Genomic DNA, 22,422 nt, shown 5'->3' with positions numbered 1-22,422 from the left:
GGCAGCCCAGGGGAGGAAACAGCGCGGTCCACTCAGCGGACCGGTGTCAGGTGCGGCCGAGATTGCGCGTGATCTCCCTCGACGCCCGCAGCACGAGTTCGGTGAGCCCCGCCGGCACCGCCGGCCGCACCGCGAGCGCGCTGACCGACGCGACGATCTCGCCGTCCGGGCGCCGGACCGGTACGGCCACGCAGCAGACCCCGGGAAGGACCTCCTGATGATCGGCGGCGACCGAACCCGACCGGCGGAAGACCGCCTGGGCCCGCCGCCATTCGGCGAGCGTGAACCCCGGCGGCACGGCGTCGCCGTCCGGTCTCTGCATCAGCAGCACCCGGCCCGCGGCGGTCGCCTCGGCCAGCTCGGAACCCGGCAGGACCGGCGGCACCTCCCTGATCTCTCCCCGAGTCGCCGTGATCACCCTGACCCGGTCCTCTTCCAGCACGGTGAGGAACGTGACGGTCGTGGTCAGCGCGGACAGCAGGCGTACGGGTTCGCGGGCGGCGGCCTGCAGCCGCGGGTCGGGCTGCCAGGCGCCGCCCAGACGGGCGAGCCGCCGTCCCACGAAGTAGCGCTGTCCGTGCCGTTGCACCGCGCCGAGGTTCGCGAGCTGCCGGAGCAGGCGATAGGTGGTCGCCTTCGGCATGCCGGCGTCGCGGGCGAGCTCGGACAGACCGGCTCCGTCCTCGGCCGCCGCCAGGACGTCGAGCAGGTGGAACGCCCCTTCGAGCACGCCGCGTCCGTTGGCTGTCCCGGTCCGAAGCGCCGGTTCCCGGCCGGGACCGGCGCTGGCGTGGTCCCGCACGTCCATGGGGACTCCCCTCCCGAGGCGGTTATCAGGAACTCGCGGAGGAGGAGCCCGCCGTTACCGCCGCGACCGACAGAACGGTGTCACCGGCCGGAGGGACGGGGGAGCAGGGCGGGGCCGGGGCGCCAGTCGCCGAGGTAGTTCCGGGGCGTGTGCTCGGCGGCCTGCTCGGGGGTGAGCTGCGGCCGGTTCTCGGGGACGGGGATCGCGGCACCCGGGCCGATGTCGTGGAACTCGCCGAACCGCGCGTCCTGCCAGTGATATCCGGAGCTCATGTCCACGTACGGCGCGGCCGCGTCGATCGAGGGGCCCATCCAGGTCTCGCGTACGACGAGCGACGGGAGGGCGGTCGGGTCGCTGCTGGGCCGCCAGGGCCGGGCCAGGCCGAAGGACGCGTCGGCCGCGGTCCCGTTGATCACGCACCGCATCGCCAGGTAGCCGCGCGGGTTGGCGGCGGCCGTGCTCGGTGCGAACACGAAGCCGTACGGACGGAACGTCACGTCCCTGGCCAGGGTGCTCAGCTCGCACCGCTCGAAGACGGCGGTCGCGCGGCCGAAGACGAAGTCGACGTCCCCCTCGATGTGGCACTCGCGGTAGTACTGCCGCGCGAAGGAGGCCAGGGCGCGGGTGTCGGCATACAGCGTGTCCTGGTGGCCGAGGAAGCGGCACCTCTCGAAGTACGACCGGTCGCCCATGACCTTCGCCGCCACCGCCTGGGTGCCGGTGATGTCCGGGTGGTCGGCCCGCAGCCAGTCGTTGGCGAACGTGACGTGCGCGGCGGTGAAGCCGTCGGCCTGGATCGTGGTGGTGGCGCTGCGGCTGGTGCCGTACGTGCCGCCCTCGGGCTTGGGCGTGCCGGCCGCGTTGTCGTAGACGATCACTACGTCGCGCGCGTCGCCGGTCGCCCCCAGGAAGCACAGGCCGGTCTTGGCCTGCGGCACGAGGACGGTCTCCCGGTATGTCCCGGCGGCGATCACCAGGGTCCAGCCCTCGGCAGGGGCGTCCGGTGTCGCGTCGACGGCGGCCTGGACGGTGGCGTGGTCGCCCCGTCCCTGAGCGTCGACGTACAGCGTGCGGTCGTTCAGCCGGCGCCGGGGCGAGCCGTACCGGCCGAAGGGGAGCACGTGGGCGGCGCGTGCGGGCGACGCGACCGCGAGTCCGAGGATCGCGGCGGCCGCGCCGGCCAGCGCCTGCCGCCGGCCGATCAGGGGGGTCAGGGACGACATGACGGCTCCTATGGTCACATATGTGAACTAGTTCCTCAAATGCGAACAGAAGCACCGTAAGATCCGCCTCCGGCTCTGTCAACGACGGCCGGAAACGGCTGGGGCGACAGTTACAAGGCGGTGTCAAGTGATCTCCAAGTCGGACCGGACAGCATGGCCCGTCTCCCATGAGCGACGACTTCCGTGAACAACGAAAAGGACCCCCGATGAGATGGACGGCGACGCTGCTGAGCGCCACGCTGCTCGGCGGCCTGCTGACCGCCCCTCCGGTGCTCGCAGCCCCCGCTGCCGAATCGGCCGCCCCCAGGCCGGCCCCTGTCATCAAGACGGCCGTGGCCAGGGTCAAGGCGAGCCCGGCCACGAGATCCGGCGCCTGCCCCACCACTGTGGGCTTCTCCGCCGTGGTGGCGGCGAAGGGGAAGGGAACCGTGCGCTACCGCTGGGTACGCGGTGACGGGAGCAGGAGCGCCATCAGGAGCTTCCGCGTGAACGGCGCGCGCAAGGTGGTCGTGCGGGACCGTCAGACGTTCGACCGCAGCACCTCCGGCTGGCAGGCCGTGGAGATCCTCGGCAAGAAGGGGCTGTCGGCCAAGGGCCGCTTCGACGTCGGGTGCACCGGCGCCGTCGTGGTCTGGGACACCGCCCACCCGCTGCCCGCCAGGCCGAGCGCACCGCTGGTCGCCGCGGCCGCGGTCAGCGCGAGCCCGGCGACCTATCGGGGCGCCTGCCCCACGACGGTGACGTTCACGGGCACCGTCCAGGTGTCGCGTACGCCCGCCAAGGTCTACTACCGCTGGATCGACAGCGGCACCGGGGAGGGCCGGCTTGAGTCGCTCCTCTTCGCGGCGGGGGGCCCGCGCAGCAGGCAGGTCACGCTCCCGCTGGCCGTGGGCAGCTCGACCGCGGGCTGGAAGGCCATCCGCATCGTCAACACCGGCGGCCGCGACTCCGGACGGGCCGCCTACACGGTGACCTGCACGACCACGCCGCCGACCTCGCCGAGCCCGTCACCCTCGCCCAGCTCGCCCACAAGCCCGAGACCGTCGACGAGCCCGAGGCCGTCCACGAGCCCGAGTCCGACGCCGCCGCCCGTGCAGACGCCGGTGCCGCAGATCGCCGACCTCACGCCGGGCGACTACGAGGGCAGCTGCATCGAGCCCGTCGCCTACCAGGCCAGCGGCCAGATCTCGCTCCCGGCGGGCGCGGCCCAGAGGGTCGGATACTGGTGGAGCCTCGACGGCTCCATGTGGCAGGAACAGTTCGCCGACTTCCCCGCCGCCGACCAGCCCCGCGTGCAGAACGTGTCCGCGACCTGGAGCCTCGACTCCACCCGGAGCGGCTCCCACACCCTCGCCCTGCGGGCCGAAGGCGGCCCCGCCCAGCCGGCCCAGCGCGCGTTCACCTTCACGTGTGCGGCCGAGGGCGGCGACGCCAACCTGACCGTCGAGTACATGCTGACGCCCCACTTCAACGGCGAGTGCGACGGCTCGTTCCCCATGCGGGCCAGCGCGATGGTCCTGACGGACCGCGACGCGGAGGTCAGGTATCGCCTGGTCGTCGATGACAAGCCGGGCGTGCTCAGGACGGCCCAGCTCAAGCCCGGGGTGCGGAGCACGATCGGCGACTTCTGGTATGGCAACGCCAGGTCCAGTGGTTCGGGCGTCGTCCGCCTGGAGATCCTGAACCACAACAAGCCCGTCAAGCAGGTGCCGTACACCTGGACGTGCGTGGCGCCGGACCCGTCGCCGGGCACCGTGCAGATCACCGAGATCGAGTCCGTCGGCTACTACGGCGACTGCGTCATCGCCCCCTACGTGACGGCCTTCGGCGAGTTCAAGGCGCCCGCCGGGACGGAGGTCACCTACCGCTGGGTGGTCGACGGCGTGAACCAGCAGACCTTTACCCACACGATCCCGGAGAGCGGCGTGCTGGGCATCCAGGCCTGGTACTGGACGCGGGCCGAGAAGACCGACGGAACGGTCAAGATCGAGGTCTTGAACCACAACAAGCCGACGGCGCAGGCCGCCTATCCCATCCACTGCCAGAGCTGACGAAGAACCAGGGCACGCCGTTGGTCCCCCGCCCGGCGTGCCCTCCGCGCACGGCCCGGCCTCATGGGCCGGGCCGTGCGCCACCGCTGTAATTTGAAGTGTGGATCCACGGAGGCGGGTGCCGCGCACCGACGCCGTGCTGGCCGATCCGCGGCTGGTCGCCGCCACCGAGCGGCTCGGCCGTCCGGCGGTCAAGGACGCGGTCGTGCGGGCGCAGCAGCGGGTGCGGCAGGGCGAGATCGAACCGGAGGACGTCGCGGACGTCGCGCTGGCCGCGCTGCCGCGCCACGCCACGAGCCTCCGTCCCGTGATCAACATGACCGGCGTGCTGCTCCACACGAACCTGGGTCGTGCGCCGCTGTCCCCGGCCGCCGTCGAGGCGGTGACGGTGGCGGCGGGGGCGACCGACGTGGAGTTCGACCTGACCACGGGGGCGCGGGCGCGCCGGGGACGCGGTGCGGTCGAGGCGCTCGCCCGGGCCGTGCCCGACGCCGAGGGCGTCCACGTGGTCAACAACAACGCCGCCGCCCTCGTGCTGGCCGCCACCGTGCTCGCCGCCGGGCGGGAAATCGTGATCAGCAGGGGTGAACTGGTCGAGATCGGCGACGGTTTCCGCATCCCCGACCTGCTCGTGTCCACCGGCGCGCGCCTGCGCGAGGTGGGCACGACCAACCGCACCACCCTGGCCGACTTCCAGGACGTGATCGGGCCGCAGACGGGGTTCGTGCTCAAGGTCCACCCGTCGAACTTCCGGGTCGAGGGCTTCACCGGCTCGGTCGAGGTGGCCGAACTGACCGGGCTGGGCGTGCCCGTGGTCGTCGACATCGGCTCGGGGCTGCTCGACCGCGATCCCCTCCTGCCCGGGGAGCCCGACGCCGCGAGCGTGCTGCGGGCCGGCGCCGACCTGGTCACCTCGAGCGGTGACAAACTGCTCGGCGGCCCGCAGGCGGGCCTGCTGCTCGGCCGCCGCGACCTCGTCGAACGGCTCAGACGGCACCCGCTCGCCCGCGCGCTGCGCGTGGACAAGCTGACGCTGGCCGCGCTCGAGGCGACGCTGCGGGGCCCGGAGCCCCCCGTACGGCAGGCTCTCCACGCCGACCCGATCGTTCTCGGCGAGCGGGCCGAGGCGCTGGCCAAGGCGCTGTGCCAGGCGGGCGTGGACGCGGCGGCCGTGCCCGCGGAGGCGACCGTGGGCGGGGGCGGAGCTCCCGGAGTGCGTCTGCCGAGCGTGGCCGTGAGCCTGCCGGAACGGCTGGCCGCACCGCTGCGGAGGGGCGAGCCGCCGGTCGTCGGCCGGGTCGAGGGGGGCCGCCTGCTGCTCGACCTGCGCGCCGTGCCGCCGGACCGGGACGGCGAGGTCCTCGCGGCCGTCCTGAAGGCGACCTCCTGATGGCCCCGGGAACGCACGTCGTGGCCACGGCCGGACACGTCGACCACGGCAAGTCGACGCTGGTGCGGGCGTTGACCGGGATGGAGCCCGACCGGCTGGCGGAGGAGCGGCGGCGCGGGCTCACGATCGAGCTGGGTTACGCCTGGACGACGCTGCCCTCCGGGGAGCGGGTGGCGTTCGTCGACGTGCCCGGGCACGAGCGGTTCCTCGGCACGATGCTCGCCGGGGTCGGCCCGGTGCCCGCCGTGATGTTCGTCGTCGCGGCCGACGAGGGATGGATGCCCCAGTCGGAGGAGCATCTGGTCGCGCTGCGCACCCTCGGCGTACGGCACGGCCTGCTCGCCGTCACCCGCGCGGACCTGGCCGACCCCGCGCCCGCGCTGGAGGACGCGCGCGACCGGCTGGCGGAGGCAGGACTGGGCGACGTGGAGGCCCTGCCGGTCAGCGGGCGCACCGGCGAGGGCCTGGAGGGGCTGCGCGCCGCCCTCGACCGGCTGGTGGCGGCGCTGCCCGCGCCCGATCCGCGGGCCCCGGTGCGGCTGTGGATCGACCGGGCGTTCAGCGTGCGCGGCAGCGGGACCGTCGTGACCGGCACGCTGCCCGCCGGCCGCGTCGAGGTGGGCGACGAGCTGGAACTGGACGGCGAGCCGGTGCGGGTGCGCGCCCTGGAGTCGCTGAAGGAGCACGTCGAGTCGGTCACCGGGGTCGCGCGGGTGGCGCTCAACCTGCGCGGGCGGATCGCGCCGCAACGCGGGCACGCCCTCGTCACGCCCGGCGCCTGGACGGCGACGAGCCTGGCCGACGTGCGCGTGACGATGGCGGAAGGCGCCCGCGGGCCCCTGCCCGCCCGGCTCACCGCTCACATCGGTTCGGCGTCGGTGCCGTGCGAGGTGCGCCCGCTCGGCGCCGAGGCCGAGGGGGCGGCGGCCCGGCTGCGCCTGGCCCGGCCGCTTCCCCTGCATCTGGGAGACGCGCTGCTGCTGCGGGACCCGGGCCGGGGACAGGGCGAGCCGCGGGTGCTCGCGCGGGCGACCGTGCTCGACGTGCGGCCCCCGGAGCTGCGCCGCCGGGGGGCGGCCAGGGAGCGGGCGAAGGCGCTGGCGGACGCGTCGGCGGACGCGGCCTCCCTCCTGCGCACGCACCTGCTGCTGCGCGACGGCGAGCTGGCCGCGATGGGCTGTCCGCCCGGGGGACGGCCGGTGGCCGCGGGCTGGCACGCCGACCCCGATCACTGGTCGGATCTGTCCACCCGGCTCCCCGAGGTCGTACGGCGGTATGCCGCCGATCATCCCCTGGAGCCCGGCATGCCGGTGGAGGCCGCCCGCCACGAGCTGGGCCTGCCCGACCGCCGGCTCGTCACGGCGCTCGTACGGCCGCCGCTGACGGTGGCCGACGGGCGGATCACCACGACGGGCCGCGTCGTGGCCGGGACGGCCGGGCTGCCCGCTCCCGTCGCCCGGGCGGTGCGGGCCCTGCTGGACGACCTGGCCGAGGCCCCGTTCCAGGCGCCGGAGGCCGGGCGGCTGGCCGCGCTGGGGCTCGGGCCGCGCGAGCTCGCCGCCGCCGTACGCGCCGGGGCGCTGCTGCGCGTGGCCGAGGGCGTCGTGCTCGCGCCGGGCGCCGACGCACGGGCCGCGGCGCTGCTGGCCCGGCTGCCGCAGCCGTTCACGGTCAGCCAGGCCAGGAGCGCGCTCGGCACCAGCCGCAGGGTCGCGGTGCCGCTGCTGGAACACCTTGACCGCGAGGGCCTCACCGAGCGGGTGGACGAGGTCCACCGCCGGTCAACGTGAGGCGACGTCGCGCTTGCCGGCGGCGGGGTTGCCGGGATCGACGCCGAAGCTGATGATCCGCTGCGGATGGACGCGGATGATCGGGCCGGACAGTGGGGCCTTCGAGCCGGCGGGTTCGGTGAGCGCCTCGCCGTGCCCGCGTATCTCCAGGCAGCGCACCTGCCAGGGATCAGTGGACGGGAGGTCGTCCACGACGAACGCCACCTTGCCGTTGGCCAGCACGTTGCGGAACTTGCGGCTGGCCGCCATGTCGCGCCCGCCGATGTCGATCGTCTGCAGCTCATGGTTGTAGCGGAACCCGACCGGGCTGACCTGGAGCGTGCCGTTCGGATGGAGCGTGGCCAGTCGCCCGATCCGCTGACCGCCGAGGTACTCGATTTCGCGCTCTGTGAAGATCATGCGCTCATCCTAATCAAGTAGTTGATTGACATTTGTCATTCAACTACTTGATTGGCTAAGGTGCGGCGCATGGCTTCATCAGCACGGCGTGCGCCACAGGAGCGCGGGAAGGCGGCCGAACGGACCCGTGAGCGGATCCTGGAGGCGGCGGTCGAGGAGTTCGGCGCGAAGGGGTACGCAGGAGCCCGCACGGCCGCCATCGCGGCGCGGGCGGGGGTCAACCAGCAGCTCATCTCCTACTACTTCGGCGGAAAGCAGGGGCTCGTCGAGGAACTGCGGCGCAGGTGGGCGCGGGCGCAGGAGAGCGTGACGCCGCCCGGCGCGACGTACGCGCAGAGCGTGGCGGCCCACCTCGACGCGACGCTGGACAACCCGGACTGGTCCCGGCTCGTGGTCTGGCAGGCGCTGGGGGACAGCCCGGCCGCCGCGGGCGACGACGAATGGGCGGCGGCGCAGCGGGCCCGGCTGCGCCAGGCCGTGGAGCGGACCCGCCGGCGCCAGGAGGAAGGCGAGATCACCGGCGAGCTGGACGCCGAGTTCGTCCTGCTGGTCGCCTACGCGCTGGCCTTCGCGCCCATCGCGCTGCCCCGGATGGTCGAGGGGATCGCCGGCGCCGATCCGCTGTCGAAGGACTACCGCGAGTGGGTCGTCGGACAGCTCGCCGCGATGACGAGGAGAGACTCGTGAGCAGGACGGTCGTGTTCTCCGCCTACGGCGGCCCGGAGGTGCTCGATGTCGTCGAGACGGAGCCGGACGAGCCGGGGCCGGGGGCGATCAGAGTGCGGGTGCGGGCGGCGGGCGTGCAGCCGTTCGACGCGCTGTTCCGCGGCGGGGGCGCCCACGCCTACGTGCCCGCGACGTTCCCCCAGCGGCTGGGCAACGAGTTCGCGGGCGTGGTCGACGCCGTCGGGGAGGGCGTCACCGGTGTGGCCGCGGGCGACGAGGTCGTCGGCTGGGCGATGCTCGCGTCGTACGCCGAGCACGTCGTCGTCCCGGCCGGCCAGGTGGTCGCGAAGCCCGCGTCGATGCCGTGGCCGGAGGCCGGGGTGCTGTCGGCGTCGGGGCAGACCGCCGACACCGCGCTGGCGAAGCTGCGCGTCGGCGCCGGTGACACCCTGCTCGTGCACGCGGCGGCCGGCGGGGTCGGCACGTTCGCCGTGCAGATCGCCCGGGCGCTCGGGGCGACGGTCGTCGGCACCGCGAGCGAACGCAACCACGCCTGCCTGCGCGACCTCGGGGCGATTCCCGTGGCGTACGGCGACGGGCTGGCCGAGCGGGTGCGGGCGGCCGCCCCACACGGCGTGGACGCCGCGCTCGACGCGGCCGGGACCGTGGAGGCGCTGGAGGCCTCGGCGGCGCTCGTGGCCGACCGCACCCGGACCGGCACGATCGCCTACCAGCCCGCCGCCGAGCGGCTCGGGGTCCAGCGACTGGGCACCGAGCGCTCGGCGGAGCGGCTCGCCCGGCTGACCGCCCTGTACGAGAAGGGCGACCTGAAGGTGCGGATCCAGGAGGCGATCCCGGTCGAGGAGGTGGCGCGGGCACATCGGCTGATCGAGACCGGCCACACCACCGGCAAGCTCGTTCTGATCTTCTGAGCGGTCAGCCCTCGGCGACGGCGGCGATGAATCGGTCCACCGCTGTGGCGACCGCGTCCGGCGCCTCCACGGGCAGCAGGTGCCCGCTCCCGGCGACGACGCCCAACCGCGCGTGGGGGATGTGGGGCAGCAGGTGGTCGCGGAGCACCTGCGGCGGCTCGACCCGGTCGTGTTCGCCGGCGAGCACCAGCACGGGAGCCTCGATCGCCCGCGCGGCGGCGGTGATGTCGGCGGCGATGCCGTTGAGGGGCCACTCCCGGCGCGCGGGGTCGTCGGCGGCCAGGCTGTCGCGCACGATCGCCTCGCGGACCGCGCCGGGAATCGCGGTAGCGGTCAGTGCGGTGTCGATGGCCTGTTCGACGGTCTCCGCCGATTCGTAGGCGCCGGCGAGGAACCGCCTGTAGTCGGGCGTGACGGTGGCGGGCGGCTCCGCGGGCGCGGGCGCGACCAGCACCAGACCGGCCAGACCGGCCGGACGCCGGGCGGCGGCCAGTTGGGCGATCTTGCCGCCCATGGAGTGCCCGACGAGCACGTACCGTTCCAGGCGCAGCTCCCGCACCACGGCGGCCAGGTCGTCGGCGAGCTGCTCAAGGCCGTACGGGCCGGGTAGCCCCCGTGACGCGCCCCACCCGCGCGGGTCGTAGCGGACCGTGCCGCGTTCGCGCGGCAGCCGCTCCACGACCGCGTCCCAGGTCGCGGCCGACCCGCCCCAGTAGGGCAGGAACACCGCCGCCGGCGTGCCGCCTCCCTGGTGGCGCACCTCGATCGTGCCGCCCCTCACCGGGACGTCCTGAGTTGTGAAAGTCGTCGTCATCATGTCCTCCGATGCATGGCACGAGCAGGCGTACGCGAGTGGTGCGTTCCGCCCTCCGACGCCTCTGTCGTGCAGGGGTACGGAGAAAACGCTAGGGTGACGGGCCGGGGAGATCCCGGTCGAAAGGCGCTCGGTGCTTGTGGAAAACGGTCAGCTTCCCGGTGTCCGGCAGCTCCGCTACGCCCCGGCGCCGGGACCGGACTTCGGCGTCGAGGTGCTCGGCTTCGACGCGCTGCGGCGCATGGACCCCGATCGCCGCCGGGCCGGCCCCCAGCGTCCCGACTTCCACGTCCTGGCCCTGATCCGCTCCGGGCGCGGCCGGCACACCGCGGACTTCGTGGACCATCCGCTGTGCGGACGCACCGTCGTGTGGATCCGTCCCGGCGTGGTGCACCGCTGGACCGACGTCGATCGGGTCGACGGGTCTCTCGTGCTGTTCGAGCAGGGCGTCCTTCCTGCGTCGGGACCCGCGGCGCAGGCCGCGGCCGACGTCTTCGCCCCCGCCGCCTGGCGGGCCGGCGAGGGCGCCTGGCCCCTCTGCCTGACCGCCGCCGACCACCTGGGCCGGGAGCACGCGGCCGCCCTGGCGGATCCCCGGCCGTCGTCGGCGCCGATCCTCGCCCATCTGCTCGCCGCGCTCGTGCTGCGGGTGGTTGCCGAGACGGGCTCCGCGCCGGGCTCCGACGGCCCCGAGCACGAGGTGTTCCGCCGGTTCCGGGCCGCCGTGGAACAGTCGTTCGCCACTCGGCACCACGTGGCCGACTACGCGGGCACGCTCGGCTACACGCCCCGCACCCTCACCCGGGCCACCCGCGCGGCGGCCGGAGTGGGCGCCAAACAGTTTCTCGACCAGCGGATCCTGTTGGAAGCCAAACGGCTTCTCGCCCACACCGACCTGTCCGTCGCGCGATGCGCGCAGCGGCTGGGCTTCGACGACCCGGCGAACTTCACCACGTTCTTCCAGCGCCAGACCGGCATGCCGCCCAGCCGCTGGCGAGACGGGCACAGCGGCCGTCACGCCCTGAGCTCACCACCGAGGGGCGAGGAGGGGTAGCCCGGCACGCCGCCGCGGACCCTCCACGGCTCGTGGACCAGGTCGCCGGGCAGCGACGCGAGTTCGGGGACGTAGCGCCGCACGTACTCCCCCTCCGGATCGAATCTCTTCGCCTGGCGCAGGGGGTTGAGCGTGCGGTAGGGCCGGGTGTCGTTGCCCGTCCCCGCGACCCACTGCCAGTTGCCGCAGTTGTTCGGCATGTCGCCGTCGAGCAGCCACTCGGCGAAGTGCTCCAGCCCGGCCCGCCAGTCGATCCCGAGCCGCTTGGTCAGATAGGAGCCGGTGACCAGGCGCACCCGGTTGTGCATCCAGCCCTCGGCGCGAAGCTGGCGCATGCCCGCGTCCACGATCGGAACCCCGGTCGTGCCCTCCCGCCAGGCGGCCTCCGCCTCCTCGTCGCGCCGCCATTCCACGTCCCTCGGCCGGTAGTCGCGCCGCCCCATCTCGGGGAAGGCGTCGACGACCTGGTAGTGGAAGTCGCGCCAGCACAGTTGCCTGACGTACTCCTCGCCGCCCGGCCGTTCGCAGGCGCGGTCCACCACCTCCGACGGCGACACGCAGCCGAAGTGGAGGTAGGCGCTGAGCATCGAGGTGCGCCCCGCCATCCGGTCGCGGGTCTCGGCGTAGGAGGCCAGGCCGTCGCCCACCCACCGCTCCAGCCGCCGCCGCGCCTCGCTCTCCCCGCCCCGCACGATCCCGTACGGCTCGGGGGACGTCTCGGACAGGAGGCCCGCATCGATGCCGGGCGGCAGGCACAGGCGGTGGGGCGCGCCGAGGACCGGCCGTCTCGCGGTGGCCGACCAGGCCCGCCAGTAGGGCGAGAAGACCCGGTAGTGGCTCCCGCTACCGGGTCGCAGCGCGCCGGGGGGCACCACGGTCACGCCGGGGAAGAGGCGGAACTCCAGCCGGTGGGCCCGGCACTCCTCCGCCAGGCGCCGCTCCCGCCGCTGCGCCAGCGGGCTGACGTCCTCGCTCGCCCAGATCGCCGACGCGCCGGCCTCCCCGGCGACCCGTACGGCGTGGGCCACCGGGTCGCCGTGCCGTACGACGAGGTCCCCGCCGAGCGCGCGCAGGGACGACCGCAGGTCGTGGAGGGACGCGTGGAGGAAGTCGCGGCGGTGCCTGGCCCCGATCGCGGGGTCGAACACGAACAACGGAACGACGTGCCGGGCCACGGCGCACGCCTCGGACAGCGCCGGGTGATCATGAATTCGCAGGTCCCGGTTGAACAGCACGACGACGGTCTCCACGCGTACCTCTTCGCCGTCGATCACGCCGGTGGTTGCGGCTCCCGAGTAAATCGGGAGATCGTTTCGTCGTACGGCGGAGGCTGCTTCACGCCGAGACCGGTCGTGCGCATGCTGTAATGCCGAAAAAGCATGGAATGCTGGTTATTCCCCGGAAATATGAAGGCTATTCACATCGGATGTGGCTGACGGATGACGGGCGAAAGGCGGGCCGGGAAACCCGTCCATCTCCGGGTGGGTCACGTGCGCGAAAACGGAATGAAAGAGCAGGTCATCCAGCCTGCGAGGCGGCGAGAGTGGGCATGATCCGCAACTTCTCCAGACAAGTCGGGAGACGATAACGGTGCTGCGACTGGGCCCCTTTCGGATGACCATATCGGTGTTATTTGCGGCTTATCCTCAACTCAGGATTTCTCTGGTTCTTTTCCTTCCCAACACATCGCAGTCAGTCTAAGATCTCGTTCTATGTATCGGTATGCATCAAGATTTCCTGTTAGGCAAGTGCGATGCCTAAGTCGCAGGGATGCTCTGGCCGAACATGACGCCGTCGTCATCCTCACCCCGATCCGGTGCGCATGAACCCGCCCGCCGGGGATCTGACGCTCGACCCCGGCCGGGGGATGGCATGGGTGGACGAGCACGGCGCCCACCTCGTCGACTACGCCTCCGGTCATCTCGAGTCCGGCCCCATGCTCGCGGCGGTGATCGCCGCGCTGGAGTCGTGTGCCGCCCGCGAACGGCCCGGGAACGTTTCAGACCGGGCCTGGCTGCTGTCCGCGCTGCGCCGTGAGGTCGCCACCGGCCCGGGGCGGGGGTTCCTGCCCGGTCCCGGTCCCGGCGGGCCCGACCACCTCGCGGTGCGGCGCGCGTGGCGCCTGGCGGACCCCCTGGGCGCGGAGACGCTGCTCCTGCTCTACCGCCACGAACTCCCGCTTCGGGATCTCGTGTACGTGCTCGCCCTGCCGCTGAAGGAGGCCGGCAGGCTCATCGCGCGTACCCAGGACGTGGTGGAGATCCTCGTGAGCGGACTGGACGGCCTCGCCCGGGGCCGGCCGATCTGTCCGGAGATCGCGCCGCTGGCCGCCGCCGTCTTCCCGGACGAGCACGGCGAGGCGGCCGACTTCGGCGCCGCCCGTACGGCGCTGCTCCGCCACATCGTGACGTGCGTGGTGTGCAAGCGGCCCATCAACATCCGATACACCGTTCCGCAGATCCTCTCCCGCCCCCCGGTCGCCGACCTCACGCCTGAGACCAGGCAACGACTCCTGGACGCCCTGAACAGGGACCGGCCCGCTCCGGCGGAGCGGACGGGGCACCGGCCTCCCTCGTCGTTCGGCATGCCGCTGTCCGCGCCCGTGGGCACCGCTCCCGTGCACACCGCGCCCGCTCCTGCCGCCCCCGCACCGGCGTTCCCCGCGTCGTCTCCGGCCGCTCCGCCGTCGGTGCCGCCCGATTCCGGCCTGTCACCGGCCGTGTCCCGTGAGGAGCCCCGCCCGCCGTCCCGGGAGGACACGAGACCCGGCCGCCTGATCCCGCCCGCGCAGCCGGAGGCGCCGCGTCCTGCCGGCCCTGTGACGAACACAGCGGCCAACAGTGTGGCCAACACTGGGGCTGAGACTGAGACTGCGGCCGGTGCCGGGCCCGAACCGCCGGAGCGCCCGGTGCGGGCCATCTCGCAGGAGGACACCCAGCCGAGCCTGCCGTGGTCGCCGGGGACGTTGAAGTCACGCGGCGCGCAACGGCCCAACCCGTTCCCCGGGCCGTCGGGCGCGACCGGCTCACCCAGCTCACCCGGGTCGCGGGGGCCGGGCTCGCCAGGGCCGGTCGGACCGGTCGGACCGGCGCGGGGGGCGCACCCGGCTTCCGGAGAGGGCGCCGCGCTCCCGCCGGGGCAGGACACGCCTCTCTACAACGCGCTGCTCTCGCAGATCAGGGCCAGGGAGGCCCTGGCGCACGCCGCCGAGGCGGTTCCCGCCCCCGCCCACGTCGCCGATGTCACCGATGTCGCCGACACGGCGGGGGAGGTGGACCTCACCCACAGGCCGCTCGCCGGTGCGCAGATCAGGATCGTCGAGGTCCTGGCCCGGGTCGGCTCGCTGCTCCGGGCGACGGCCTTACGGATCGTCATCGTCGTCGTCGCGGGGGCGGCGGGGACCGTGACGGGAATCAACCTCTTCGCTCCTGCCCCCCAGTCCCAGAAGGGGTCGCTGGAGGCGAGCGTCGCGCAGGCGTCCGCCGATCCGGCGGGAACGGGCGCGAACCCCTTGGCGACCGGCCAGACGGACGGCGCTGCGGTGGGCGGCGCAGCGACGGAGGGGGCGGCGACCGGCGGAACCACGGCGGGTGGTGCGGCGGTGGGCGAGCGCGTCACGAGTACGGCCTCGGGCACGCCGCGGGCCACGGTGACCGCGACCGCCGCGGGGGCCGGGGGCGCCGCGCAGCCTGGCGGGCAGAGCACCGCGGCCGGGGGCGCCGCGCAGTCCGGCGGGCAACAGGGCACCGCGGCCGGGGGCGCCGCAGGCGGGGGTGCCACGCGGCCTGATGGACGCGGCGCCGCTCCGGACGCCCCCGCATCCCCCGGCGCCTTCCTGATGGGCGCCTGGGGCGTTCAGGCGCCGTCCGTCGTCACACTCGACGCGTTCGGGAGGGGAACCCTCACTCTCTCGACGACCTCCGGAAAACCCGTGAAATGGCGGATATCGGCTCCCGGCCTGGTGGTCGAGCCGTCCAGTGGAACGCTCAAGCCCGGGCACACCGACGTGCTCACCGTGCGCGCGATGCGCGTCCGCTACTGGTGCGGGGTCCCCTCGCCCGTGACGGCACCGCTCGAACTGCACGCCCCGAAGGGCAAAGGCACCGCCACCGTGCGATGGAGCACCTGCTGACCGCCCCGTTTCCTCCCGTCCTCGGTGAAAGGACCCCCATGACCGAGATTCACACTTCGGTGCCCACTCCCGCCGAGCAGTTCCCGGAGAGCGTGCCTCTCACGGCAGAACACCTGTTGACCAACCGCCGCATAGAGCCCACCGGCGGATGGCGGCGGCTCGTCTACCAGCTCTCCGGCGGGCGGATCATCCCCTCGGAATCGGCGGCGGAGCTGGAACGGCGCACGCTGATCGCCCAGGCCCAGACGCCCGTCGCGAGCGGTCACCACAGGATCGCGGTCATGAGCCTGAAGGGCGGGGTGGGGAAGACCACGACGACGGCGGCGCTGGGCAACACGCTGGCCTCGCTGCGCGGCGACCGGGTGATCGCCATCGACGCCAACCCCGACAGGGGGACGCTCGGCATCAAGGTCAAGTCGGAGACCGCGGCGACGATCCGGACTCTGCTGGCCGAGGCGCCGCACATCGTCCGGTACGCCGACGCCCGCGCGTTCACCTCGCAGTCGTCCGCCCGGCTGGAGGTGCTCGCGTCCGACACCGACCCGGCCGTAAGCGAGGCGTTCAACGCCGAGGACTACCGTACGGTCGCCAATCTGATCGAGCGCTACTACTCGATCTGCATCACCGACTGCGGCACCGGGCTCCTGCACGGCGCCATGGGCGCCACGCTGGAGCTCGCCGACCAGATCGTGCTGGTCACCATGGTCGCCGTGGACGGCGCGAGCTCGGCCGCCGCGACCCTCGACTGGCTCACCGCCCACGGCCACGGCCACCTCGTCAAGAACGCCATCGTCGTGCTGAACGCGGTCGAGCCGAAGTCGCACGTGGACGTCGACCTGCTCGAACGCCACTTCGCCGGACGCTGCCGCGCGGTGGTGCGGGTGCCGTTCGACCCGCATCTCAAGGAGGGCGCGGAGGTCGACCTGTCCCGGCTGCGGCCCACCACCCGCGGCGCGTACCTGCGCCTCGCCGCGGCTGCCGGGCAGGCGTTCTCACAGCGGCCGGACCGGAGCAAGTAGTGGGACCGGTCATCCCCGATCCGGCGCTCGACTGGGACCTGGGACCGCCGCGACGGTGGGATCCCCGGCACCTGATCGTCGCCATCGCGGGGGTCGTCACCGTCGTCGCCGTCGCGGTGATCGTGCTGCAGACCCGGCACGCCGAGGCGCCGTCCACGCCGGCGCGCGTCGTCGCGCCGTCCGTCGCGCTGGCGGCGCCGACCGGTCACGAGGGCGACGGAGGCTATCCCGTCGGCTTCCCCCACAGCGAGATCGGGGCGGCGTCCGCCGCGGCCGCCGCCCTGGAGGCCGCCTGGACGCTCGACGTCGGCCAGGCGGAACAGGCGGCCGCGCTGTACGCCCCGCCGGACCAGCGTGAGGCGGCACGCGAGGGTGCTCGCGACGCCGTACGCGGCTGGCGGGAGACCCTCGGCCTTCCCCCCGAAGGCGAACTCCCCGCCGGGGCGGCCCTGCGGACGCAGACGATCGGCGTCCAGTGGAAGGTCCGCTCCGAGGACCAGGTGCAGGTCTCCGTCCTGGTGCAGGTGACGGCGACCACGGGCGCCGGTGCCACCGGCCCCGTCTACTCCAGCCCCTACGCCATGAGCCTGCTGATGGCGTGGAAACCCGATATGCGCGGTGCGAACAAGGGCGACTGGGTGAACATCCCCGACCCGACGCCCCCGTCCGTGCCCGCAGCCGCTCTCCCAGGGACGCCCGAGTTCGCCGCGGCGGGCTGGAAGTCCCTCATCGGTCCCCGGCCCACTCCCTAGATCGAGGAAGAGCCCCTCAATGACCCCCCGAATGTCCTCCCGGCGCGCCACCCTGGTCTCCGGCCTGCTCCTGGCCGCGGTATCCGCGACCGGCGGCGCCGTCGTCGCGCAGCCCTGGGCCGCCGTGGCCGAGCCCGGCCTGGACGCCCCCCAACCGATAGAAGGCGCCGCCCCCCTGGCCGCGCCCACCTCCGACGAGCCCGGCAACGCCTCGTCGTCCTCGTCTGATTCGGCGTCTGATTCGGCGTCGGGCGGTTCCGGCGGCTCGAACGGTTCCGGCGGCTCGGCCGGCGAGGCCGACGGCGCGAGCGCCGACGCGGGCAACAGCCCGCAGGACGGCCCCGCGAAGGCAGCCGGCGACGCCGCGCCTGACCCGCAAGCGGCAGACAAGGCCGGTTCCGGTGCCTCTGGCGGCTCGTCCGGCACGGCCCACGACTCCTCCGGCGGTTCCGGCGGTGCGTCGGGTACGGCGCAGGATTCGCCGGGCGGCCCAGGCGGTTCGTCCGGTTCTACGCACGACGACTCCTCGCCCGGCGCCTCGAACCAGTCCGATGACACCGCGAAGGCAGCGGGCGACGCCGCGCCTGACCCGCAAGCGGCGGACAAGGCCGGTTCCGGTGCCTCTGGCGGCTCGTCCGGCAGTCCCGATGGCCCGTCAGGGAAGTCACACGAGTCCGCGGGACCGTCTTCCGGGTCGTCCGGCGTCGCCGTGGGCGCCGGATCGAAAGGCACCCCCACCGGAGACCGGACGGCCAACGAGTCGCGTGATCAGGACCGTGATGCTCGGAACCGCGTCACGGGCGACCAGACGGCTCGCGACTCCCGTGCTTACGGCCGCCACGGGTCCGGCGGCAGCAGCGACGACCGGCGGATCGGCATGTCGCGCCACGCGGGCGGCGACGGGCGCGCCGAGGGCTCCGCTCCGCCGCCACCGGCCACTCCGTCGCCGGACACGCCCGGTGGCACGGCGACGCCGCCGGTTCCCTCGCCATCAGCTCCACAGGGGCCCGTCGCCACCGCGAGCAGCGGCCCCATGACGAAGGCCCTGGCCGCGCCGGTCGGGCAGGGGAAGCCGGCGCCGAACGGCGGGCAGGGCGCCGCGTCGGCTCCGAAGCCGACGGCCGGCGGCGCTGCCACCGCCACCTCCGGCCAGACCGGTAAGGGGGCGCCCGCGCCGACCGCGAGCAGCGGGCCCGCCTCGACGGCGACTCCCGCACCGGCCGCGAGCGGCGCGACCGCGGCCACACCGGGCAACGGGCCCGCCTCGACGGCGACGCCGCAGGCCACCCCGCACGCGACCGTGTCGGTGAGCGTCTCGCCCGGCCCGGGCTCCACGGCGAACCCCCAACCGAGCCCCACGGCCACAGGGAAGCCGACGGACAAGCCCACGGGCAAGCCCACAGACAAGCCGACGGACAAGCCCACCGCCAAGCCGACGGGCAAGCCCACAGACAAACCCACCGCCAAGCCCTCGGGCAAGCCGACGGCCAAGCCCACGGGCAAGCCCACAGACAAACCCACCGCCAAGCCGACGGCGAGCGACAGACCGACGCACAAGCCGACGCAGCAGCAGTCTCAGGAGCCCAAGCCGAGCGCGACCGTCACCTCGACCGCGCTTCCCGCCGCCACTCCGCCCGCCGTCCCGCAGGCGGGCGGTACGGCGACGCCGACGCGGACGGCCCTTCCACCCGTGACGCCCACGTCTCCCACTGCTCCCACCACTCCCACAGTTCCCAGGGTTCCCACGGCCCTCCCGACGTCCCCGGGCAGCGCGGCGTGGGAGAGTCCCGCGCCGTCGCTCACCGGCCGGTCCGCGGCGGTGCCGCCTCCCGCGGCCGGACAGCCGCCGACCGCGCCGATCGCGATCCCGGGATATCTGCCGCTGCCGCCGCTGGTCGCCCAGGCGCATGATCGATGCGGGGACGACGGCACGGCCGGCTGCTGGAGCCTGGCGCCCTGGCGGAGCCGTACGGCCGGGCACTCCCACGAGTTCTCGGGCGGCGGGCGGACGGGCGGCACGGCGACGCCGCGGTGGGCCTTCGCCCCGCCGAGCGTGAAGTCGGGCGTGCCCAGCCCGTCGGGCGTCCCCGGCGCGTTCCGCGCGCCGTTCGCCGGGTTCGCACTCGCGGCGGAGGAACCGGACGCGGGCCGGGCCGGATGCTGGGCCTTCAGCCCCTCCGCCCACTGCGCGAGATGGGACTGACCGTGCGCCGCCGACCACCTGTTATGCCGTCACCGTCCCGGGCAGGCTGCACCGCATGGAGCACATGGCGGAGGACCCGGTCATGGTGACGGCGGTCACGGTGACGCCCTGCGAGGACGGCCCGCTGCTGGTGCGCGGGCCGTTCACGCTCATGACGCAGGACGGGCGGCGCATCGATCCGGGCAGGGCCACGGTGGCGCTGTGCCGCTGCGGCCGGTCCTCGACCAAGCCGTTCTGCGACGGCTCTCACAAGGCGGTCGGCTTCCGCGCGACGAGCGAGCCCGATCCGCCCGGCTGACGAAGCCCCGACCACCGCCAGGCAACGCCCGATCCGGAAGGGACGGACGCCTGAAGTGCCCGGCGGTGGAGCCGGCGCGTCGAGTGCGCGGCGACCCGCAGGCGCCGCCCCGCGTACGGCACGCCGCCGAGCGCGAACCTGGCGGCCAGGGCCGCCCAACTGCAGGTGGCGCGCTCGAGCACCCAGACCGGCGCGAACAGGCTGGCCGCGGCGGGGAAGATCCGGCGGCCTCCGGCGCGGCGGCGTCCGATCTCCGCCAGGCCGACCGCCGCCACCGCGCCCGCCGCGATCAACTCCGGCCGGCGTCGCCGCAAAGCCGCGCCCACGCAGGGGAGGACGGCGAGGAAGACCGCCATCCGCGCGGGTTGCGCCAGGTCGTCGTACGCCTGCCGGACCCGCTGGGACCAGAACCGGCGGGTGCCGGGCGGCAGGCGCCGCACGTACAGGTCGAGCGGGCGGACCTCCCGGCCGCCGTGGGCACGGACCGTGCGGATGAGTTCCAGGTTCTCGAACAGCACGTCGCCGTCGTAGCCGCCCATCTTCTCGAACGTCGAGCGGCGTACGCCGAAGGTCCCCGGATAGTCCGCCCCGAGGCCGCGGTTGAGCAGGGTGCGGGCGCTGTCCCAGCGGGCGTGCCAGGGGAGCGGGTGGAAGTGGTTCTGCGGGCGGACGAGGTCGGCGTGGTCGAGCAGGGCGTGGACCCGGGCGAGCGCGCCCGCGTCGTAACGTACGTCGTCGTCGGCGATGACGACGTGCTCGCCCCGGGCGCGGCGCATGCCGGTGAGCACGCCCGCCACCTTGCCGTTCGCGACGGTCAGGTCGTCGTCGGGCCGCACGTGCTCGGCGATGCCGCGCCACAGGCGCGCGTGCCCTTCGAACAGGGGCGGCGGCGAGCCGTCGACCACCACGATCCGGGCGTGCCGGGACAGGCCGCGCAGGTAGCCGGTCAGCTCCGCAAGCCCGGCGTCGTCGTGCCAGCGCAGCGGCAGCACGTAGTCGATCTCCGCTGGGACAGGGCTCGATTCTGTGACAGGGCCCGACTCTGTGACAGGGCCTGACTCGGGTGGGCGGCGGCCGTGCATGATCATCGCATCGACACCTCGGCGTCGGCCCGCCACAGGGAGGTGCGCCCTTCCCGCCAGCGGCCCAGCAGATGCTCCGCGAAGAGCCGGTCGAGGGTCAGCGCGCAGGCGGCGCCGTACAGGATGTCGCCGGTCAGGCCGGGGTGTTCCGCGGCGAACGCGCCGCACATGTCGTGCGCGGCGATCTGCTCGTGTACGGCGTCGGCCTGCACGTGCTCGTCGTAGTAGCGGCGCGCGCCGGCGTCGCCGCCCAGCCGCCGCAGGCCCTGGCTGTAGCGGCGGTTGGGGAGCGACGAGGTCATCTCGAACGCCGCGAGGTGCCCGAGGAGCGCGCCCCGGTGATGGCGGTGCAGCCCGAACAGCGACATGACGTTGCTGATCGCGAACGTCACGCCGGGGACGCTGCCCAGGTAGGCGCCGTAGGAGTCGTCGAGCCCGAGCCCCCGCATGGTCGCGCGGAACAGCTCGGCGTGCATGCGCTCCGGCCTGCCCCCGCCGTACTCGTCGGACTGGATCTCCACCAGCGCGGCCTTCGGCCGCCCGAGCAGGCGCGGGATGCCCCACGTGTGGGGGTCGGCCTCCTTGAGCTGGTAGATCGACCGGTGGACCACGAACTCGCGGAACTGCGCGGCGTCGCCTCTCCCACGCAGGTACGCCGACAGGGAGGGGCCGTCGTCGGACGCCACCAGCGCCTCCAGGGCCCGGGGCACCTCCCGCGGCGGTGGAGCGGGCGGGCGGGACACGCGCCGGGCCAGCCACCCCTCGAACCACGTCTCCAGGCGCTCCCGCAGGGCCAGCACCGACGGGTTCCACTCCCAGCGGTCGTCGACGCCGTCGAAGCCCTGGTAGTGCAGCTCGTAACAGACGAACAGCGCGAGCTGGGCGTCCTCCTCGTCGCCGTACGGGTCGCCGCATGGGTCGTCGTACGGGCCGGGGGGCGGCGGGCCGAAAGCGTGAGGCGGCCGGGCCAGCTCCGCGAAGAGCCGGTCGGTGAGCGGGCCTCTGGGCGCGGGCAACTGCATCAGCTCTCCAGCAGGCGGTAGACGGACACGTGGGCGCGGCTGTCGTCCGTGAAAGGGGTGCCGGACCAGTCGGCCCAGCGGTGCTCCCGCGCCATCCCCGCGAGGCGGGCCATGAGGTCCAGCTCGCACGGCCAGGCGTAGCGGTGGTCGGCCGGCAGCAACCGCAGGCCGTCCGCGGTCATCCGCAGTTTCGTGGTGTGCATGAACTGCTCGGCCGGGCTCAGCCGGGCGGCCTCGACGACGACCTCGTCCTCGCCGAGCGACAGCAGCCGCAGCGACGTCCGGTCGCGGAAGGCCGCGGGATCCGGCACCCACGCCTCGATCACGAAGCGCCTCCCGGGCCGCAGATGGGCCGCCGCATTGTGGAAGCACCGCACCTGGGCGTCCTGGGAGGGCAACGCGAAGACGGTGTTGAAGGCCAGCAGGACGAGCGCGAACCGCCCCTCGACCCGGACCTCGGAGAAGTCGCCCACCGTGACCGGAATGCGGTCACCGCCGGGCTTGTCGCGAAGGACCGCCACCATGTCGGGCGACCCGTCGACACCCGCCACGGCCAGGCCGCGGGCGGCGAGAGGGAGCGCCAGCCTGCCGGTGCCGATCCCGAACTCCAGGACGGGCCCTCCCTCGGCCAGCCGGGAGACGCGCTCGATCGCCGGACCGGTGGGCAGGTGCTCCACCATCTCGTCGTAGACGTCGGCGATCGTCCGCCCGTACGCGGACGCATCGAACTCCCCCATGCGTTCCCCCCAACACGACCGGCACGCGCTCTGGGGCTGCCGGTCGGCCC

General features: G+C 73.9%; 20 protein-coding genes. 11 read left to right on the top strand and 9 right to left on the bottom strand.

Annotated elements, in window-relative coordinates; all coding sequences use genetic code 11:
* Positions 1–46 precede the first annotated feature (46 nt).
* Together HHX35_RS21985 and HHX35_RS21980 are read right to left on the bottom strand one after the other, a co-directional pair.
* Positions 47–808 (bottom strand): IclR family transcriptional regulator, encoded by a 762-nt coding sequence (locus HHX35_RS21985; RefSeq protein ID WP_182900610.1) that lies wholly within the window; start codon positions 806–808, stop codon positions 47–49.
* Positions 809–888: 80 nt separating this feature from the next.
* On the bottom strand, positions 889–2,031 hold the full coding sequence (locus HHX35_RS21980; RefSeq protein ID WP_182900609.1) for a pectinesterase family protein: 1,143 nt from the start codon (positions 2,029–2,031) through the stop codon (positions 889–891).
* Positions 2,032–2,237: 206 nt separating this feature from the next.
* On the opposite strand from HHX35_RS21980, the gene HHX35_RS21975 reads away from it, so the two are divergent.
* The 3 genes from HHX35_RS21975 (at position 2,238) to selB (ending at position 7,262) form a co-directional block, all read left to right on the top strand.
* Complete coding sequence (locus HHX35_RS21975) at positions 2,238–4,082, top strand: hypothetical protein (RefSeq protein WP_182900608.1); 1,845 nt, start codon at positions 2,238–2,240, stop codon at positions 4,080–4,082.
* A 100-nt stretch (positions 4,083–4,182) separates the two neighbouring features.
* Positions 4,183–5,472 (top strand): L-seryl-tRNA(Sec) selenium transferase, encoded by a 1,290-nt coding sequence (gene selA / locus HHX35_RS21970; protein ID WP_182900607.1) that lies wholly within the window; start codon positions 4,183–4,185, stop codon positions 5,470–5,472.
* Positions 5,472–7,262, top strand: a complete 1,791-nt coding sequence (gene selB, locus HHX35_RS21965; protein ID WP_182900606.1) for a selenocysteine-specific translation elongation factor — start codon at positions 5,472–5,474, stop codon at positions 7,260–7,262. Before selA ends, selB begins: the two co-directional genes overlap by 1 nt.
* Here selB and HHX35_RS21960 read toward each other — a convergent pair.
* Positions 7,254–7,661, bottom strand: coding sequence for a PPOX class F420-dependent oxidoreductase (locus tag HHX35_RS21960; protein ID WP_182900605.1), 408 nt, complete (start codon positions 7,659–7,661; stop codon positions 7,254–7,256). The two genes, selB and HHX35_RS21960, sit on opposite strands and share 9 nt — an antisense overlap.
* Before the next feature lie 69 nt (positions 7,662–7,730).
* Here HHX35_RS21960 and HHX35_RS21955 point away from each other — a divergent pair, with 69 nt between their 5' ends.
* Together HHX35_RS21955 and HHX35_RS21950 are read left to right on the top strand one after the other, a co-directional pair.
* Positions 7,731–8,348: a TetR/AcrR family transcriptional regulator gene (locus tag HHX35_RS21955; RefSeq protein WP_182900604.1), complete on the top strand. Its 618-nt coding sequence runs from the start codon at positions 7,731–7,733 to the stop codon at positions 8,346–8,348.
* The gene (locus HHX35_RS21950) at positions 8,345–9,259 is read left to right on the top strand and encodes an NADP-dependent oxidoreductase (RefSeq protein WP_182900603.1); all 915 of its coding nucleotides are present in this window, start codon (positions 8,345–8,347) and stop codon (positions 9,257–9,259) included. The genes HHX35_RS21955 and HHX35_RS21950 overlap by 4 nt, the downstream gene beginning before the upstream one ends.
* Before the next feature lie 4 nt (positions 9,260–9,263).
* On the opposite strand, the gene HHX35_RS21945 is transcribed toward HHX35_RS21950, so the two are convergent.
* Complete coding sequence (locus HHX35_RS21945) at positions 9,264–10,040, bottom strand: alpha/beta fold hydrolase (RefSeq protein ID WP_220505718.1); 777 nt, start codon at positions 10,038–10,040, stop codon at positions 9,264–9,266.
* A 166-nt stretch (positions 10,041–10,206) separates the two neighbouring features.
* Here HHX35_RS21945 and HHX35_RS43650 point away from each other — a divergent pair, with 166 nt between their 5' ends.
* Positions 10,207–11,127, top strand: a complete 921-nt coding sequence (locus tag HHX35_RS43650) for an AraC family transcriptional regulator (protein WP_310739214.1) — start codon at positions 10,207–10,209, stop codon at positions 11,125–11,127.
* On the opposite strand, the gene HHX35_RS21935 is transcribed toward HHX35_RS43650, so the two are convergent.
* Positions 11,088–12,401: a deoxyribodipyrimidine photo-lyase gene (locus tag HHX35_RS21935; RefSeq protein ID WP_310739213.1), complete on the bottom strand. Its 1,314-nt coding sequence runs from the start codon at positions 12,399–12,401 to the stop codon at positions 11,088–11,090. The genes HHX35_RS43650 and HHX35_RS21935 overlap by 40 nt on opposite strands.
* Positions 12,402–12,943: 542 nt before the next feature.
* On the opposite strand from HHX35_RS21935, the gene HHX35_RS21930 reads away from it, so the two are divergent.
* Genes HHX35_RS21930 through HHX35_RS21920 form a run of 3 tightly spaced genes read left to right on the top strand, consistent with a single transcriptional unit; the run spans position 12,944 to position 17,030 of the window.
* A complete protein-coding gene (locus HHX35_RS21930; protein WP_182900601.1) occupies positions 12,944–15,259 on the top strand; it encodes a hypothetical protein in 2,316 nt (771 codons plus the stop codon).
* Positions 15,260–15,297: 38 nt separating this feature from the next.
* Positions 15,298–16,278 (top strand): MinD/ParA family protein, encoded by a 981-nt coding sequence (locus tag HHX35_RS21925; RefSeq protein WP_139577529.1) that lies wholly within the window; start codon positions 15,298–15,300, stop codon positions 16,276–16,278.
* A complete protein-coding gene (locus HHX35_RS21920) occupies positions 16,278–17,030 on the top strand; it encodes a hypothetical protein (protein ID WP_182900600.1) in 753 nt (250 codons plus the stop codon). The genes HHX35_RS21925 and HHX35_RS21920 overlap by 1 nt, the downstream gene beginning before the upstream one ends.
* Positions 17,031–17,858: 828 nt before the next feature.
* Here HHX35_RS21920 and HHX35_RS21915 read toward each other — a convergent pair.
* Positions 17,859–18,365: a hypothetical protein gene (locus HHX35_RS21915; RefSeq protein ID WP_182900599.1), complete on the bottom strand. Its 507-nt coding sequence runs from the start codon at positions 18,363–18,365 to the stop codon at positions 17,859–17,861.
* On the opposite strand from HHX35_RS21915, the gene HHX35_RS21910 reads away from it, so the two are divergent.
* The gene (locus HHX35_RS21910) at positions 18,337–19,233 is read left to right on the top strand and encodes a PT domain-containing protein (RefSeq protein ID WP_182900598.1); all 897 of its coding nucleotides are present in this window, start codon (positions 18,337–18,339) and stop codon (positions 19,231–19,233) included. The genes HHX35_RS21915 and HHX35_RS21910 overlap by 29 nt on opposite strands.
* A gap of 55 nt (positions 19,234–19,288) precedes the next feature.
* Complete coding sequence (locus HHX35_RS21905; RefSeq protein WP_310739212.1) at positions 19,289–19,531, top strand: CDGSH iron-sulfur domain-containing protein; 243 nt, start codon at positions 19,289–19,291, stop codon at positions 19,529–19,531.
* Here HHX35_RS21905 and HHX35_RS21900 read toward each other — a convergent pair.
* The 3 genes from HHX35_RS21900 to HHX35_RS21890 all read right to left on the bottom strand — a co-directional run bounded on the left by HHX35_RS21900 (position 19,480) and on the right by HHX35_RS21890 (position 22,372).
* Positions 19,480–20,523: a glycosyltransferase family 2 protein gene (locus tag HHX35_RS21900; protein WP_182900597.1), complete on the bottom strand. Its 1,044-nt coding sequence runs from the start codon at positions 20,521–20,523 to the stop codon at positions 19,480–19,482. The genes HHX35_RS21905 and HHX35_RS21900 overlap by 52 nt on opposite strands.
* A 92-nt stretch (positions 20,524–20,615) precedes the next feature.
* On the bottom strand, positions 20,616–21,635 hold the full coding sequence (locus HHX35_RS21895; protein ID WP_182900596.1) for an iron-containing redox enzyme family protein: 1,020 nt from the start codon (positions 21,633–21,635) through the stop codon (positions 20,616–20,618).
* Positions 21,635–22,372: a class I SAM-dependent methyltransferase gene (locus HHX35_RS21890; RefSeq protein WP_182900595.1), complete on the bottom strand. Its 738-nt coding sequence runs from the start codon at positions 22,370–22,372 to the stop codon at positions 21,635–21,637. Before HHX35_RS21890 ends, HHX35_RS21895 begins: the two co-directional genes overlap by 1 nt.
* Positions 22,373–22,422: the final 50 nt, after the last annotated feature.

Origin of the sequence: Microbispora sp. H10830, from assembly GCF_014161375.1 — a bacterium.
Taxonomy (GTDB): Bacteria; Actinomycetota; Actinomycetes; order Streptosporangiales; family Streptosporangiaceae; genus Microbispora; species Microbispora catharanthi.
The sequence above is the reverse complement of the archived record's forward strand: the minus strand, read 5'-3'. Positions and strand labels throughout refer to the sequence as shown.